Here is a 14735-nt window from a genome sequence, read left to right as displayed (position 1 = left end):
AGGCGATGCGACGCCCGCGTCTACAGAATATTTCCCAAAAGCGGGAACCGGTTTTGGCCAGACATGCGAAGGGACGTGGAGCTAAAGCGTGGCAAGCGAATCTGACAGACCGCGACGCGCCCCAGGTCGTGTGTCTGGAGAGGTCCGGGCCAGCGTCTCTGTCAGGTCCATCAGCGCGGCCGAAGACATCGGTGCCGCGAAAACATATCCCTGAACCAGATCGGCGCATCGATGCTGATTGATCAGCGCCAGCTGTTCGCGCGTTTCGACGCCTTCAATGACGATCTTCAGACCGAGTTCGCGCGAGAGATTGACCGTACCGCGCAGCAGCTTGAAGCGACGCGCATCCTCGACGATGTTGCGGACAAAGGATCGATCGATCTTGATGACATCCAGCGGCAGCGCGTCGAGATAGCTGAGGCTCGAGTAGCCCGTGCCGAAGTCGTCGATGGCGATGGTGATGCCGCGCGCGCGAAGCTCCTGCAGCACCGCCTTGACCTTGACCGGCTCCTCCATCAGGCAACTCTCGGTCACCTCCAGATGCAAGCGCGACGGCCTGAGGCCGGACGCGATCAGTGCATCCGTGACGACGTTGACGATTTCCGCGTTGCGCAGGTCCTGCACCGACAGGTTGACGGAGACACCCATGTGCTGGGGCCAGCTGGCGCAGTCCGCACAGGCGCGCTCGATGATCAGACGCGTGATCTCGGAGACGATCCCCATCTCCTCGGCGATCTGGATGAAGACCGTGGGCGAAACCGGCCCCCGCTCGGGATGCGTCCATCGCGCCAACGCCTCGCAGCATTCGATGCGCGATCCGTCGGGTTGGAACATCGGCTGGTAAGCGATCGACAGTTCGTCCTTGGCAACGGCCTCGCGCAGGTCGGCCTTCAGCTTCTGGCGATCGACATAGCGGGCATCCATCTCCTCCTCGAACGTGGTGAAGCCGCCCTTGGCGCGCGATTTGGTCTCGAACAAGGCAAGGTCGGCCTTGATCTGCATGTCTTCCATGCGAAATTCTTCGCTGTCGCAGAGCACGCATCCGGCGCTCAGCGAGACGTTGAACGTCGTTCCGGCCAATTCATAAGCGCCCCGCAACTGCTGGTGCATCCGGCGCATGCGGTCCTCGAGATCCGTGCGGTCGTTCTCGTTGGGGAAGAACAGGATGAACTCGTCGCCCATCAGGTTGGCGGCGATCGCCTTGTCGCCGGCCGCCTTGCGCATGCGTTCTGCGATCAGGCAGAGCAACCGGTCGCCGATGACGTGCCCCTTCATGTCATTGACGTGCTTGAACTCGTCGACGTCGAGCACCATGAAGCCCACGGTGCCCGGCCGCTTGCGTTTGGCCAGCGCCGCCTGAACCAATTCGCTGAAATAGGTGCGGTTCGGCAGCCCGGTCAGGCTGTTGTAGCGGATCATGTGAAGGATCTTGCTCTCCGCCCGCATGCGCGCCGTCACGTCCTCGAAAATCAGCACGGCACCGCCGTTTTCCCGGCGGCTGGCGGTGAACTCCAGGTAGAAATCGTCGGTGATCTGCACGAGCGCGCGGGAGCGTTCGCCCTTCAACAGTTCGTCGAGCTGTCGCAGCACGCCCCGGCTCTGTTCCGCGTTCAGGAAGGTGTTTCGCACCCCGTAGCGCAGCACGACGTCGAGGTGGCAATCCTTCAGTCGATCCTTGTCGCCGAGCTGCAGCAATTCGCAGGCACGACGGTTGGCGACGAGGATGCGCTGGTCCGCATCCAGCATGAACAGCCCGTGCGGCATGTTGTTGAGCGCAGCATCGAAACGGTCGGCGATGATGGTGATTTCGCGGGTTGCCAGCGCGGCCTTGTGCAGGAAGCTGCGCACGCCGTTCGCCATGATCCTGGTCGTCACGATAAAGGGCAGAATGAGCACCGCCAGCACGGCGTGGTAGAAATCCTGCAGGCCGAGAAAACCCACCACCATCGGAAAGCAGGCGGAAAAGCTCATGTAGTCGACAGCCCGGCTCGAGCCGCAGTTGCGCCCCACCACCGACACCATGGTGGCGAGCGTCACGGAAATGCAGGCGAGTTCCGCAAAGCTGTCGCGACTGACCAGCAGGCTGTAGCCGCTGGCCATGCCGAGCACGAGTGTCGTGCCGACTGCGCCGGTATTGTACCAGTTCTCCCAGTACCGGATTCCGTCACTGCCGAGCGTGGAGTGATCGACGAGGTCGAAGCGGCGCATGCCGTGGGCACGCAGGGACCAGATAAGGACGACGGCGGCGCAACAGACGAGGAAGAACGGATCGGCGGTCTTTGCATAGACGAACGCGAACGTGACGACATGAGAAATCATGCCGACAAACAGGGTCTGGCGGTTTCCGTAAAGCGAACTGACGAACGACAGATACACATCCGCCGGCAGCGTGCTTTGACCTCGATCCTTCATGGATTCGGCGCTCCCATTGCCGGGCGAGCGTTACAGGCCAAATTTTAATGAATGATTTCCCGAAATTGTCCGATTGAACGGAGTGCGCACCGGCGTGCCGCCGTTTTGCCTCTGCCTTTGCATACCTGTTCAACCCCCTCTTGCGCTGGCCTCTCCAGGAACCGCACAAAACGCAACCTCACATAGCGGATTGGTGCGGAAATCGCACGTCGGGCCCGAACGACGCCCGCGGCCGGCCTCACGGCGATTTCATTGCAGCACGTCGTCTTTCAAGAAACATGATGAACCAAAGGTCAATTTTGCTTGGTCGGTTCTGACCTATCACCACGCGGCGCAGGCGAGCAGTCCCCAGGCCCGCAATCGCAATAAATCTCCCGCCGCTCCAAGCTTGGGAATTGACTGGGTTGCGATTTATCGGCAAACCCATCGGACAGCGTGTTGCGCGAGGCGCGACAGCTTGCACGTGGACAAGGCTTGATCGAATTTGCCGCGGCATCGACAAGCCAATTCGATCGGAGTTCAGCATGCCGAAACCTGTCGTCGCCATCCCCGCCGATATCCGCGAGATCGAGGGCAATGTCTGGCAGGCCACGCCGAACCAATATGTCCGCGCCGCCGTCAAGGGCGCCGGCGTCATCCCGTTCCTGGTGCCGGCGCTGGAAAGCGGGCACGACTTTGACGAAATCCTCGACCGCGTGGATGGCCTTCTGGTCAGCGGCTCGCGCACCAACGTGCATCCCTCCTATTGGGGCAGCGAAGCGACCGAGGCGGACGGCCCGTTCGACCTCGCCCGCGACGCCACCGCGCTTCCCCTCATCAAGCGCGCGCTGGAGCGCGGCATCCCGCTGCTCGCGATCTGTCGCGGGCTGCAGGAACTGAACGTGGCGCTCGGCGGAACATTGGCGAACGAGATCCAGGAAATCCCTGGCAACTGGGATCACCGCAAGCCGAACACGACAGACCTCGACGAGGCCTATGGCATCCGCCAGGACGTGATCGTCCGGGAGGGAAGCTGTCTCGCTTCGGTCATCGGCGCCGGGACGGTGCGTGTCAACTCGTTGCACCGGCAGGCGATTTCGGCGACCGCCCCGCAGCTTGCCGTCGAGGCCCTGGCCGAAGACGGCACGATCGAGGCTGTTTCGGTCATCGGCTCGAAGGCGTTTGCCGTCGGTGTCCAGTGGCATCCCGAGTATTGGGTTGGTTCCGACGAACCTTCAAACAAGCTGTTCGCAGCCTTTGGCGAGGCCGTCCGCGCCTATGCGGATTCGAAGGTGGTTCGGCCGGTGCGCCAAGCTGCCGGCTGACCGGCAGCGAACCTCAATCCGCAGCGTTCAGCGTGATCACAGCGTTTGACGGGTCGATGGCCTCGTAGGCCATCCCATCGCCTTCGCTCAGCGTCAGCACGGCGCCGCCGGCGGCATCCGACAGGACGACCGTCCCGTCGCCGGTCTCGGTCCAGGTCACGACATGCGACAAGCCGGGCCAGACCTGCTCGCAGCCCCTGGCAGCGGCAAGGCGCATGCTTCTGTTGGTCAACTTTTCGCCGCGCGACACGGCACAGGCCGTTTCGGCTTCGACATTCGTGACGGCGAAAAGCTTGTCACCCGCAGGTGCGTCGTTGTGGACTGAGCCAGAGATCACCGGGTCCACGTCGGGCAGGCTTGCTCCATCCAGCGACCAGATACCGGCAAGAAGGGCAAGGACACAACCAGCCGGAAGCATCACTTTTCGCATGGGCTCTCTCCGAAGCGGGGGCGATTCGGAGAAAGCTTGCTCCCGTATGCTTGACGAGATCTTAACGGCCGCATCCTGGCCGTTTTTCGACACCGCGTCGGCGCGGCGTTTCCGGCACCGGAGCCAGCGGCCTGCCCGACGAAACCAGGCCAGCAGGTACCGCGACCGGATCGGCCATGGCGTCACGCGGCTGCCCCCTTCGCCCTCAGGCGGCGTCGTGTCCGTTGTGCTTCAAGGGACCGGTCGACTGGCGAATGCGCATTTCCGGCTTGATCAGGTGGATGCCGTCCGGCTCGTGGCTTCCGGAGAGCTTGTCCAGCAACGCCCGGGCGGCACTGCGCCCGACCTCGGACTGACCATTCCAGACGGTCGTGAGCGAGGGCGTGGCGATTGCCGCTTCCTCCAGGTCGTCATAGCCGGTCACGGACACGTCGCGGCCCGGCACGAGTCCGGCACGCGCGATGCCGTTCATCAGGCCGATGGCGACGAGATCGTTCCAGCAGACGGCGGCGGTCGGCTTCTGCGGCAGCGACAGGAAATGCACCGCCGCCTCGAAGCCGCCCTGCTTGGAGCGCGGACCCGGAATGCGCAGGCCCGGATCGACCTCGATATTGGCCTTGCGCAACGCGTTCACATAGCCCTGGTAGCGGTCGCGCCCGGTCGAGGTCTGGTCGGTCCCGCCGACCATGGCGATCACACGGTGTCCGAGGCCGATCAGATGGTTGGTGGCGAGCGAGATGCCGTAGGAGTCGTCGCCGCGAAAGATCGGTACGTCCAGACCGTCGATCGAGCGGGCGATCAGGATCGCCGGCATGCCGTTGTCTTCGGCCAGCAGGATATCCTCCGGCGGCGTGCCGATCGCCGGCGACATGATCACCCCGTCGCCGCCGAGTTGCAGCAGCGTCTCGATGAAGTTGCGCTGCTTTTCGACCGAGTCGTAGTGGTTGGAGAGGATGAATGTCTGGCGGTCGCGGTCGAGCTCGCTCTCGATCGCCTTGAGGATCTCGCCGTAGAACGGGTTCATGATGTCGTGCACGACGACGCCGATGATCCCCGACCGCGATGTACGCAGGCTGGCCGCACGGCGGTTGTAGATGTAACCGAGCGCACGCGCCTGCTCCTTGATGCGGTCGCGGGTGGCGAGCGCAACGAGCGGGCTGTCGCGCAGCGCAAGCGACACGGTTGCGGTGGAGACCCCGAGCGTTTCCGCGATCGTGGACAGTTTGACTTTCTGCGCCATGCCCCTCACCGGATCTGCAAATGCGACGTTTAAATCGTTTATTTAAACTATTTAAATTTGCTCCGCAACGTCCTTCTCGCCGGCTTGCGTTGCGACGCCCCGCAGATTTCCATCGACGGCGCGCAACAGCTTCAGGAGGGTGCGGACCTCCTTGTCGCTCAGGCCGTCCAGCGCCTGGCGCTCGCTCAGATCACAGGCTTGCGTTATCAGGGCGAGCGAGGCGCGGCCGGTGGGCGTCAGCTCGACAACCGTCAGCCGCCCGTCAGTCGTGTCCGGCTTGCGCTCGACAAACCCTTGCGCTTCCAGGCGCCCGATGGTGCGGGTCATGGTGGGGGCCTTGACGCCGAGGCGGGTGGCGAGCGCGCCCGCGGTCATCCCGCCATTGTCGGCCAGCGCCAGCATAACGCCATCCTGCCCGGCGTATAGGCCGCTGGAAAGAAGATTTCGGGAGAGGACGGTGCGGATCGAGCGTGCGGCCTGGACGATCGCGCCGGAAACGTCGGTTGCCCCGATCGGGGCGTGCTCCTTCTTCCGGGCCTTGTCCTTCTTCTCGTCCTTCTTTTTCTTGCCCATGCGCCCCCGCCGATCTTGTTTCGCCGAACTCACCTTGTATGACAGAGACGACCCGTTGACGACAAGACAGGAAGAGGCCCGATGCGCGTCCGCCCGGCCAGACGCTGGCAAGACAACGACCCCACGCTCGACGCTGCGGCGCGCGCCGACTGGATTGCCATCCTTCCCCTTGGCGCCCATGAAGGCCACGGTCCGCACCTGCCGCTCGAGACGGACTGGCTGATCGCCGACGCGATCGTCGACCGGCTCATCGCCGCACTCCCGACGGATCTGCCCGCCACCTTCCTGCCCACCGAGCGGATCGGCTACTCGCCCGAACATCTTGACGTGGAAGGCACGAAATCACTCGCCTATGATGAAGCCGTGGAGCGCTGGCTCGGCGTCGCCGCCGACCTGTCCGCGCAAGGCATCCGCAAGTTCGTGATGCTCAACGCCCATGGTGGCAACTCGCCGCTGATGACGATCGTCGCCACCGAGGCGCGCATCCGTTACGCGATGCTTGCCGTTGCGACGAGTTGGACCCGCTTCGGCCAGCCAGACGGCTGGATAGCACCGGAGCAGAAAGCCGTCGATATTCACGGCGGCGATATCGAGACGTCGGTGATGCTCGCAATCCATCCGCAACTGGTGAAGCGCGACAAGGCTGCGAACTTCCCCTCGCGGCAAACGGATTTTGCAAGGCAGTTCCGCCACCTGCGCGCCTATGGCCCGCACGCCTTCGGCTGGAAGATGTCGGACCTGAACCCCCTCGGTGCTTCCGGCAACGCAGCCGCCGCGACAGCCGCACGCGGGGAACGACTGCTGGACCATGCGGTCGCCGGCCTGATCGAACTGCTCAAGGACGTGAACGCGTTCGACGTGGCGATGCTGCGCTGAGCGCGCGCAGCGTTTGCGCTGCCGCCTTCAATCTCCTATATCAGACGCCAACCGGGTGCCGACCGCATCCCCGACCGTTCTCGAGGCTCTCATGACCGATACCGCCACGCAAAAGCCCGTTCCCGTCACCGTTCTCACCGGCTATCTCGGCGCCGGCAAGACCACGCTCCTGAACCGGATACTCACCGAGAACCATGGCCGGAAGTACGCCGTCATCGTCAACGAATTCGGCGAGATCGGCATCGACAACGATCTGATCGTCGAATCCGACGAGGAAATCTACGAGATGAACAACGGCTGCATCTGCTGCACGGTGCGCGGCGACCTGATCCGCGTCGTCGAAGGCCTGATGCGCCGTCCCGGCCGCTTCGATGCGATCATCGTGGAGACGACCGGCCTTGCCGACCCGGTGCCGGTCGCCCAGACCTTCTTCATGGACGACGACGTCCGCTCCAAGACCGAGCTCGACGCCGTCGTGGCGCTCGTCGACGCCAAGCATTTGCCGCTGCGGCTGAAGGACAGCCGCGAGGCCGAGGACCAGATCGCCTTTGCCGACGTCGTGCTGCTGAACAAGACCGACCTAGTCACTCCGGAAGAGCTGGAGCAGGTGGAGGCGACCGTACGCGCGATCAACCCGTCGGCCCGCATCTATCGCACCACCCGTTCCGACATCGACCTGGCCAAGGTGCTTGATCAGGGCGCCTTCAACTTGGAACGCGCGCTCGAGAACGATCCGCAGTTCCTCGACCATGATCACGAGGACCACGTCTGCGGCCCCGGCTGCGACCATGACCATGGGCACGACCACCATCATCACGATCATGACCATCACGATCATGATCACGACCATCACCACCACGACCACGGCCCCTCGCCGATCCACGACGTGACGGTGCAGTCGATCTCGCTGCGCGGCGGCGAGATGAACCCGGATCGCTTCTTCCCCTGGATCCAGAAGATCACCCAGACGGACGGGCCGAACATCCTGCGCCTGAAGGGCATCATCGCCTTTGCCGGCGACGACGAGCGCTACGTCATTCAGGGCGTGCACATGATCGTCGAGGGCGACCACCAGCGCGCCTGGAAGGACGGCGAGAAGCGCGAAAGCCGCCTCGTCTTCATCGGCCGCGACCTCGACCGCGAGAAGATCGAGCGCACGTTCAAGGCCTGCGAGGCGAAAGCATGACGCCGAAAAGGGCGAAGCGTTTTTCGGACAACGTCACGCGGAAGAAAGACACGAACTGATGCCGACCGTTGCCCCCCTGGATCTCGACGGCCACGTCGTCGCAACGTATTTTCTCGGCGACGTGCCGTTCTTCGCCACCGCGATCGGCGCGATCCACCGGCTCGACCACGGCCACAAGGTGACCGAGGCCAATGACGGGTTGCTCGCCTGCGTGCGCGACGAGATGAACGACACGCTCGTCACCGGCGGTGAAGACGGCAAGGTGTTCCGGATCGCCGCCGATGGAACCGCAACACTGCTTTCGGACGTACCGCGCAAGTGGATTTCCGTCGTCGCCGCCGGGCCGCAAGGAGCGGTCGCCTTCGCCGAGGGCCGCACCACCCGCGTCCGCCTTGCCGACGGCACGCTGAAAGAGTTTCCCGAGCAGCGCACGGTCGAAGGCATCGCCTTCGCGCCGAAGGGGTTGCGCATCGCCGTCGCCCGCTACAACGGCGTCTCCCTGCATTGGGTGGCGACCGCAGGCGCGCCGGTCGATCTCGAATGGAAGGGCGCACACACGGGCGTCACCTTCTCGCCGGACGGGCGCTTTGTCGTCACCAGCATGCAGGAGAACGCCCTGCACGGCTGGAAGCTCGACAGCAAGCCCGGCGCCGACACCCGTCACATGCGCATGACCGGCTATCCCGCCAAGGTCAAGTCGCTCTCCTGGTCGGCGAAAGGCAAGTGGCTCGCCTCCTCAGGCGCACCGGCCGCGATCGTCTGGCCCTTTGCCTCGAAGGACGGACCGATGGGCAAGGCGCCGCTGGAACTCGGCACCCGCGCCGACGTGATGGTGACGTCCGTCGCCTGCCATCCGGCCGAAGAGGTCGTCGCGATCGGCTATTCGGACGGCATGGTGCTTGCCGCCCGCTTTGCCGACAGCCGCGAGGTGCTGCTGCGCCGGCCCGGCAAAGGCGCAATCTCCTCGATGGCCTGGAGCCAGAGCGGCCGCCAGCTTGCTTTCGCCTCCGAGGTCGGGGACTGCGGCGTCGTCGATATCAGCGCCTGAGCATGGCGCCGGACAATTTGCCGGCGCCACCATCAATGATGTGCCGCGAACGGCTGGGGCGAGGGCCTACCATTCCAGTTCGAGGTGTGGCCGGCCGTCCGATGTCTTCGCGGCGGTCCGGCCGGTCTCATCGACCGTGCAGGACACCCGCTGGCGGAACGCCGAAAAGCTTTCGAAGGTGACGACATCGACCGGCTCGTCGAAATGCAGCGTCAGCCGGTATCGGCCGGGCGTACTCGCCTGGACGCCGAGCACCTTCGCGTCGAAAGGCTGCCCGAGATAATGGCCGCGCACGCGCGAGCCTAACTGCCATGGATCGAACGGCGGACGATTGCCGACTGCGGCGTGGAGCGTGTTCCAGTCGCGGTAGCCGTATTGCGCTGCGACAAGTTCGAGCGCGCGGGAGTGGCTGATCGGCTGGTCGTCGGCGACAAAGCGCGATCGCAGGCGCTTTGCCTGCTCTTTGAGACCATCAAGGGCGGGAAGCGGCGTCGATGGACGCATGGGTTTCTCCAGTCTCTGCATGCGTCATGTCGGGGGGTCCGCATTGCCACCGGTTCGCATGCCTTGAGGGCTGGATAACCGTGTTAAGAAACGAGAGACTTCACCAAAGCTTGCGCCTGCGGACGGCCGGGGCTCTCACCCGTGGCAATCCGATACACCCGCGCGCGCCGCCTGTCAAAGGGGCCGTCGATCCTGACGTCCCCTCCTTCGTTAGGCTCGGCCACGCCCATTTCCGCGTGGTCCTGCACAGATGCCGCGCGTCAGAAACGGTAGGTGATACCGGTCCCGATCAGCCAGGGATCGAGCTTCGCCTTGCCCGACAGCGACGTGCCGTCGAAATCGACCTTCCACTCGGGCTCGAGGAACAGCTTCTTGACGTCGAAGTTCACGCCCCAGTGTTCATCGAGCATGTAGTCGAAGCCGACCTGCAATGCCGCGCCGAACTCGTTCTTGACGTCGAGGTCGGAGAACTTGCCCTTGCCGGACTGGTTGTAGAACAGGGTATAGTTCACACCCGCGCCGACATAGGGCTTGAAGGCGCCAAAATCGGTGAAGTGATACTGCAGCGTCAGCGTCGGCGGCAACAACCAGGTCTTGCCGACCTTGCCGAGGCCCTCGATCGATCCGTCCGCGTCGACACTGGCATAGGTGGTGCCGAGGATCAGTTCCGCCGCGATGTTGTCGGTGAAGTAATAGGAAATATCGAGCTCGGGCACGACCGTGTCGCTGTAGGACAAGTCGGAACCGGGAATACCCTTCACATGGCCGGAATCGTTGGTGATCACGCCCAGGGCGCGGAGACGGATCTGCCAGGGGCCGAGTGGGTCCGCGGCAGCGGCTTCCGGCGCCGGTTCGGATAGCGGCGCCAGGTCGGCGGCCACGGCTGCCTGCCCGAAACTCGCGGCAACCACGGCCGCAACGAGTCCCATGGAACGGGTCAGGGTTTTGGACATCTGTCTCTCCTTCATCGGTAATCCGCAGCTAGACCGCTGCAACGGGCCGACTATTCCCCCATCAAGAGAAGGGGATTGAGACAGATCAATATCTTACCGGTTACCTTGCGGATCGCGGCGATGGCTGAGCAGCTTTGCAATTTCGTAACAGGTCAGGCGCTCGCCATGAGCGCAATGCAACGCTAGCTAAACCGAAGGGCGACTATTGCCGATCACCCGGCGACGGCCGATTCGGGTCGCAGGACTAGCCCCCCAACGCGCGCGTCGGCCCCATTGCGTCTGTAGGCCGAAGAGACAGAGCGTGCCAAGCCGGCCGATCCTATCATCAGTCGGCTTGAACACTCCCCCGGATAGGGCTTGCGGACCGTCAGGCCCGCGTTGCCCACCGTCCGCTGCCGTCAGGCAGCCGAACTGGCTCGGCCGTCCAATGCCCCCTGCCCGCTGCGCCGCATCACGAAGAGACAGACCATGCCAAGGGCACCGACGATGATGACGAGCGAGCCGATCTTGGCGAGCGTCGGATCTCCGCCGGCATCGATCCGCATCTTGCCGGCCACGAGAAGCACCGCGCCGAGTTGGTAGACGAGGAACTGCGGCAGGGCCAACCGCGCTTCCCGCATCGCCGGATAGGCGCGCAGGATCAGACCGAAGAGCACGGACGCAACGAAGCCGAGAAGATTGGCGTGGGCGTGCGAATTGCCGAAGTTCAGTTGCATCGCGATGCCCATCCAGATCCCGTAAGCCATCCCGAAGATGAGCCAGAGCAGCCCGCAAGCGATGTAGGCGTCATCGAGTTTGCGCATGATGTGATTCCCCCATTTGAAGCGGCGCCCCTCGCGCCGCCGGCCGACAGTAACACCGGCCGGGGAGAATCGCGATAACTGCAGGTTACTGTCGATGCTTGCTGTTTGTCAGGCCGCCTTGCGAAGCCCGGCGCGACCAAACCGGCGCCCGGACGGAACGAGGACACCGGCCGCGCCGCCAAGCCAGCCCTGCTTCAATTCGAGCGCGAGAAAGCGGTCGCGCTCAGAGGGGCCGGGCATGACAAGATGTTTCGCCTTGTCAGCAAAAAAGCCGAAGCGCTCGTAATAGGGCGCATCGCCGACCAGGAGTACGGCACCGTGGCCGCGCGTCGCCGCCTCGGTGACGGCCGCACGCATCAGCGCCGAGCCGATGCCCTTGCCCTCATGCTCCGGGTCGACCGCGAGCGGGCCGAGCAGCAGCGCCGGCACCGCATTTCCCGAGGCATCAACGCCCGCCTCGACGTTCCACAGCCGCACGGTGCCGATCACGTAGCCGTCCGGATCGCGGGCGACGAGGGCCAGCCCGTCTGCCGGCACGCGGCCGCGGCGCAGTTTTTCGGAGGAGTTGCGGAAACGAGCTTCGCCCATCGCCCGGTCGAGCAGGCGCTCGCGCGCGACGACATCGCCCGGATTTTCCTGATCGATGGAATAGGCGGATTGCGCAAAGAATGCGCGGACAGAACCAAGAACAGTGGCCATCCCGGCCTCCCGAACTTCAATTGCCGCCACGAGCGGTCATCAGATCTTGTTATGGGTGGCGCTCCCGTTTGTCGCGGGAGCCGCCTGGATCGGTTCAGAACACTTTCAGATCACGTAGGCCTTCAGCGGCTCGAAGCCATTGAAGGCGACGGCCGAGTAGGTCGTCGTGTAGGCGCCGGTGCCCTCGATCAGCACCTGGTCGCCGATCGAAAGGGTGATCGGCAGCGGGTACATGTTCTTCTCGTAAAGCACGTCGGCCGAATCGCAGGTGGGGCCTGCGAGCACGCAGGGCTCCATCGCGTCGCCGTCGCGCGCGGTGCGGATCGGGTAGCGGATCGCCTCGTCCATCGTCTCGGCGAGGCCGCCGAACTTGCCGATGTCGAGGAACACCCAGCGGTGCGCGTCGTTGTCCGACTTCTTCGACACCAGCACGACCTCCGCCTTGATCACGCCGGCATTGCCGACCATGCCGCGGCCCGGCTCGATGATGGTTTCGGGAATATGATTGCCGAAGTGCTTCTTCAGCGCACCGAAGATCGCCTGGCCGTAGGCTTCCGCCGTCGGCACGTCCTTCAGGTACTTTGCCGGAAAACCGCCGCCCATGTTGACCATCTTCAGAGAGATGCCCTGCTTGGCAAGCTGGACGAAAACGCGCTTGGCATCGGCGAGCGCCGAATCCCAGGCGTCGACCTTCGTCATCTGCGAGCCGACATGGAACGAGACGCCATAGGAGACGAGACCGAGCTGGTGGGCGTAGACCAGCACGTCCACAGCCATCTGCGGCACGCAGCCGAACTTGCGCGACAGCGGCCACTCGGCGCCCTCGCCATCCGTCAGCACGCGGCAGAACACGCGCGCGCCGGGCGCGGCACGGGAAACCTTCTCGACCTCCTCGTGGCTGTCGACGGCAAAGAGGCTGACGCCGAGCGCATGCGCGCGGGCGATGTCGCGCTCTTTCTTGATGGTGTTGCCATAAGAGACGCGGCTCGGGGTCGCGCCGGCATCGAGCGCCATTTCGATCTCGGCAACGGACGCGCAATCGAAGGAGGAGCCCAGGCTGGCGAGAAGCCGCAGGATTTCCGGCGCCGGATTGGCCTTCACGGCGTAATAGATGGCGCTGTCGGGCAGCGCGTGGCGGAACGCCTTGAAGTTGTCGCGCACCACATCGAGGTCGACCACGAGGCAGGGGCCGTCCGGTCGTCGCGTGTTCAGGAAGTCGATAATGCGTGCAGTGGTCATCTTGCCATTCCCCGTGAACAGATGCTCCGGAAAAACCGGAGGACAAAGGGCGACGCGAACATGCGATGGAACCAGCCGGTGGAGACCCCGGAACCAAGCATGCGCGCGATGCGCCAAACGATGAACCTGAGCCTGCCGAGGCTCGGATTCGGCTTTGTCTGCCATGGATTGGCGGGGAAGAACCCAACCGCACTTCCGGCAATGAAGGTGTGCCTCTTCAGTAACCCCGGCTGATGGAAAGCCGGCAGACACCAGAAAGGCCCGCACCGTCGTTGCTTCAAGATGTCCTCGCATTTCCCGGTTGGCCGGAATAGCGACTGGAGCGGTTAGATCCAGGTACCTTACCGATGATCCTCACCAAATCGAGGGTCGGCGGACACCCACAGGCACGTGCGACTTTGGGCAGACGCGGAGATAAGAAGATTCCCCGTCGCAATCAAGAGTTTTTCGCGGTTGCTATTGAATTTTTTTCGCCAGCCTACGACATTCCTGCTGCCTCGGCGCACGCCCCGCCGTGACCGTGCGCCCGCAAGGAAGGACCAGGACTGACATGGATACGCTCACCCGCATTCGCGCCTATATCGACGTCGTGGATGCGGAAGGTTTTTCGGCGGCCTCGCGCAAGGTTGGCAAGTCCAAGGCGCTCCTGTCCAAGTATGTGCGCGAACTGGAAGACGAACTCGGCGCGCTGCTGCTCAACCGCACGACGCGCCAGTTCTCGATGACAGAGGCCGGCCACACCTACTACCGGACCGCCTCGGAAATCCTCAAAGAGATCGACAACCTCGCCGACCTGGTGCGCGAGAACAACACCGACCTGAAGGGCAAGCTGAAGATCTCCGCGCCACGCACCTTCGTCGATGCCGAGATCGGCCAGTCGCTCATCGATTTCGGCCGCGAGCATCCGGAACTGTCGCTTGAGATCGTCTCCGACGACCGCTTCGTCGACCTGGTCGAAGAGGGCTTCGACGTGGCGGTGCGCATCACGCGGCTTGAGGATTCGACACTGATCGCCCGCAAGCTCGGGGATTTTTTCCTTAAGATCTGCGTCTCGCCGGACTTTCTTGCGCGCACCGGGCCGATCGACCACCCGTCGCAACTGTCGCGCCTGCCCTGCGTTATCGATACCAACGGCAAGTCGCACAGCAACTGGCGTTTCATCGATGCCAAAGGCACAAATTTCAGCGTTCCGGTGAGCGGGCACATCGAGGTCAACAGCCCGGCCTCCGCCGTCAGGGCGGCGGCAAGCGGCCTCGGCATCGCCCAGGTGCCGGAGTTCATCGCCCGCGCCAGCCTCGATTCGGGCAAGGTCATATCGATCCTCGATGATTATCTTCCCGCTGACCGCGGCATTTACGCGATCTATCCGCATCGCCGCTATCTGCCGGCGAAGGTGCGCACCTTCGTCGATTTCCTGCACAGCTGGTTCAAGAAGAACGGCACCAGCGCCGATGTGCGGAACTGAAAT

At 63.8% G+C, this 14735-nt stretch carries 14 protein-coding genes; 5 read left to right on the top strand and 9 right to left on the bottom strand.

Annotation, left to right across the window (positions count from 1 at the left end):
- Positions 1-81 precede the first annotated feature (81 nt).
- Complete coding sequence (locus JNC62_RS08000; protein WP_374837628.1) at positions 82-2412, bottom strand: putative bifunctional diguanylate cyclase/phosphodiesterase; 2331 nt, start codon at positions 2410-2412, stop codon at positions 82-84.
- A gap of 524 nt (positions 2413-2936) precedes the next feature.
- On the opposite strand from JNC62_RS08000, the gene JNC62_RS07995 reads away from it, so the two are divergent.
- Complete coding sequence (locus JNC62_RS07995; RefSeq protein ID WP_374837627.1) at positions 2937-3716, top strand: gamma-glutamyl-gamma-aminobutyrate hydrolase family protein; 780 nt, start codon at positions 2937-2939, stop codon at positions 3714-3716.
- A gap of 13 nt (positions 3717-3729) precedes the next feature.
- On the opposite strand, the gene JNC62_RS07990 is transcribed toward JNC62_RS07995, so the two are convergent.
- From JNC62_RS07990 to JNC62_RS07980, 3 genes are all read right to left on the bottom strand, one after another.
- Positions 3730-4146, bottom strand: coding sequence for an AprI/Inh family metalloprotease inhibitor (locus tag JNC62_RS07990; RefSeq protein WP_374837625.1), 417 nt, complete (start codon positions 4144-4146; stop codon positions 3730-3732).
- 205 nt (positions 4147-4351) lie between these two features.
- On the bottom strand, positions 4352-5386 hold the full coding sequence (locus tag JNC62_RS07985; protein WP_374837623.1) for a LacI family DNA-binding transcriptional regulator: 1035 nt from the start codon (positions 5384-5386) through the stop codon (positions 4352-4354).
- A 51-nt stretch (positions 5387-5437) separates the two neighbouring features.
- Entirely contained in the window at positions 5438-5959 is a 522-nt protein-coding gene (locus JNC62_RS07980) for a MarR family winged helix-turn-helix transcriptional regulator (RefSeq protein ID WP_374837621.1), read from the bottom strand.
- 81 nt (positions 5960-6040) lie between these two features.
- On the opposite strand from JNC62_RS07980, the gene JNC62_RS07975 reads away from it, so the two are divergent.
- The 3 genes from JNC62_RS07975 to JNC62_RS07965 all read left to right on the top strand — a co-directional run bounded on the left by JNC62_RS07975 (position 6041) and on the right by JNC62_RS07965 (position 9069).
- Positions 6041-6835, top strand: coding sequence for a creatininase family protein (locus JNC62_RS07975; protein WP_374837619.1), 795 nt, complete (start codon positions 6041-6043; stop codon positions 6833-6835).
- 91 nt (positions 6836-6926) lie between these two features.
- Entirely contained in the window at positions 6927-8021 is a 1095-nt protein-coding gene (locus tag JNC62_RS07970) for a CobW family GTP-binding protein (RefSeq protein WP_374837617.1), read from the top strand.
- Positions 8022-8079: 58 nt separating this feature from the next.
- The gene (locus JNC62_RS07965) at positions 8080-9069 is read left to right on the top strand and encodes a WD40 repeat domain-containing protein (RefSeq protein ID WP_374837616.1); all 990 of its coding nucleotides are present in this window, start codon (positions 8080-8082) and stop codon (positions 9067-9069) included.
- A gap of 66 nt (positions 9070-9135) precedes the next feature.
- Here JNC62_RS07965 and JNC62_RS07960 read toward each other — a convergent pair whose 3' ends face one another.
- The 5 genes from JNC62_RS07960 to odc2 all read right to left on the bottom strand — a co-directional run bounded on the left by JNC62_RS07960 (position 9136) and on the right by odc2 (position 13267).
- Complete coding sequence (locus JNC62_RS07960) at positions 9136-9573, bottom strand: glyoxalase superfamily protein (RefSeq protein ID WP_374837614.1); 438 nt, start codon at positions 9571-9573, stop codon at positions 9136-9138.
- 260 nt (positions 9574-9833) lie between these two features.
- Complete coding sequence (locus JNC62_RS07955; protein WP_374837612.1) at positions 9834-10526, bottom strand: OmpW/AlkL family protein; 693 nt, start codon at positions 10524-10526, stop codon at positions 9834-9836.
- 398 nt (positions 10527-10924) lie between these two features.
- Positions 10925-11329, bottom strand: coding sequence for a hypothetical protein (locus tag JNC62_RS07950; RefSeq protein ID WP_374837610.1), 405 nt, complete (start codon positions 11327-11329; stop codon positions 10925-10927).
- A 108-nt stretch (positions 11330-11437) separates the two neighbouring features.
- Positions 11438-12028, bottom strand: a complete 591-nt coding sequence (locus JNC62_RS07945) for a GNAT family N-acetyltransferase (RefSeq protein ID WP_374837608.1) — start codon at positions 12026-12028, stop codon at positions 11438-11440.
- A gap of 105 nt (positions 12029-12133) precedes the next feature.
- On the bottom strand, positions 12134-13267 hold the full coding sequence (gene odc2, locus JNC62_RS07940; RefSeq protein ID WP_374837607.1) for an ornithine/lysine decarboxylase: 1134 nt from the start codon (positions 13265-13267) through the stop codon (positions 12134-12136).
- 550 nt (positions 13268-13817) lie between these two features.
- Between odc2 and JNC62_RS07935 the strand changes: the two genes are divergently transcribed.
- The gene (locus JNC62_RS07935) at positions 13818-14732 is read left to right on the top strand and encodes a LysR family transcriptional regulator (protein ID WP_374837605.1); all 915 of its coding nucleotides are present in this window, start codon (positions 13818-13820) and stop codon (positions 14730-14732) included.
- Positions 14733-14735 lie beyond the last annotated feature (3 nt).

The sequence above is a fragment of the Mycoplana ramosa genome, assembly GCF_041930185.1.
GTDB classification, from domain to species: Bacteria; Pseudomonadota; Alphaproteobacteria; order Rhizobiales; family Rhizobiaceae; genus Mycoplana; species Mycoplana ramosa.
This window is presented reverse-complemented; position numbering and strand designations above follow the sequence as displayed.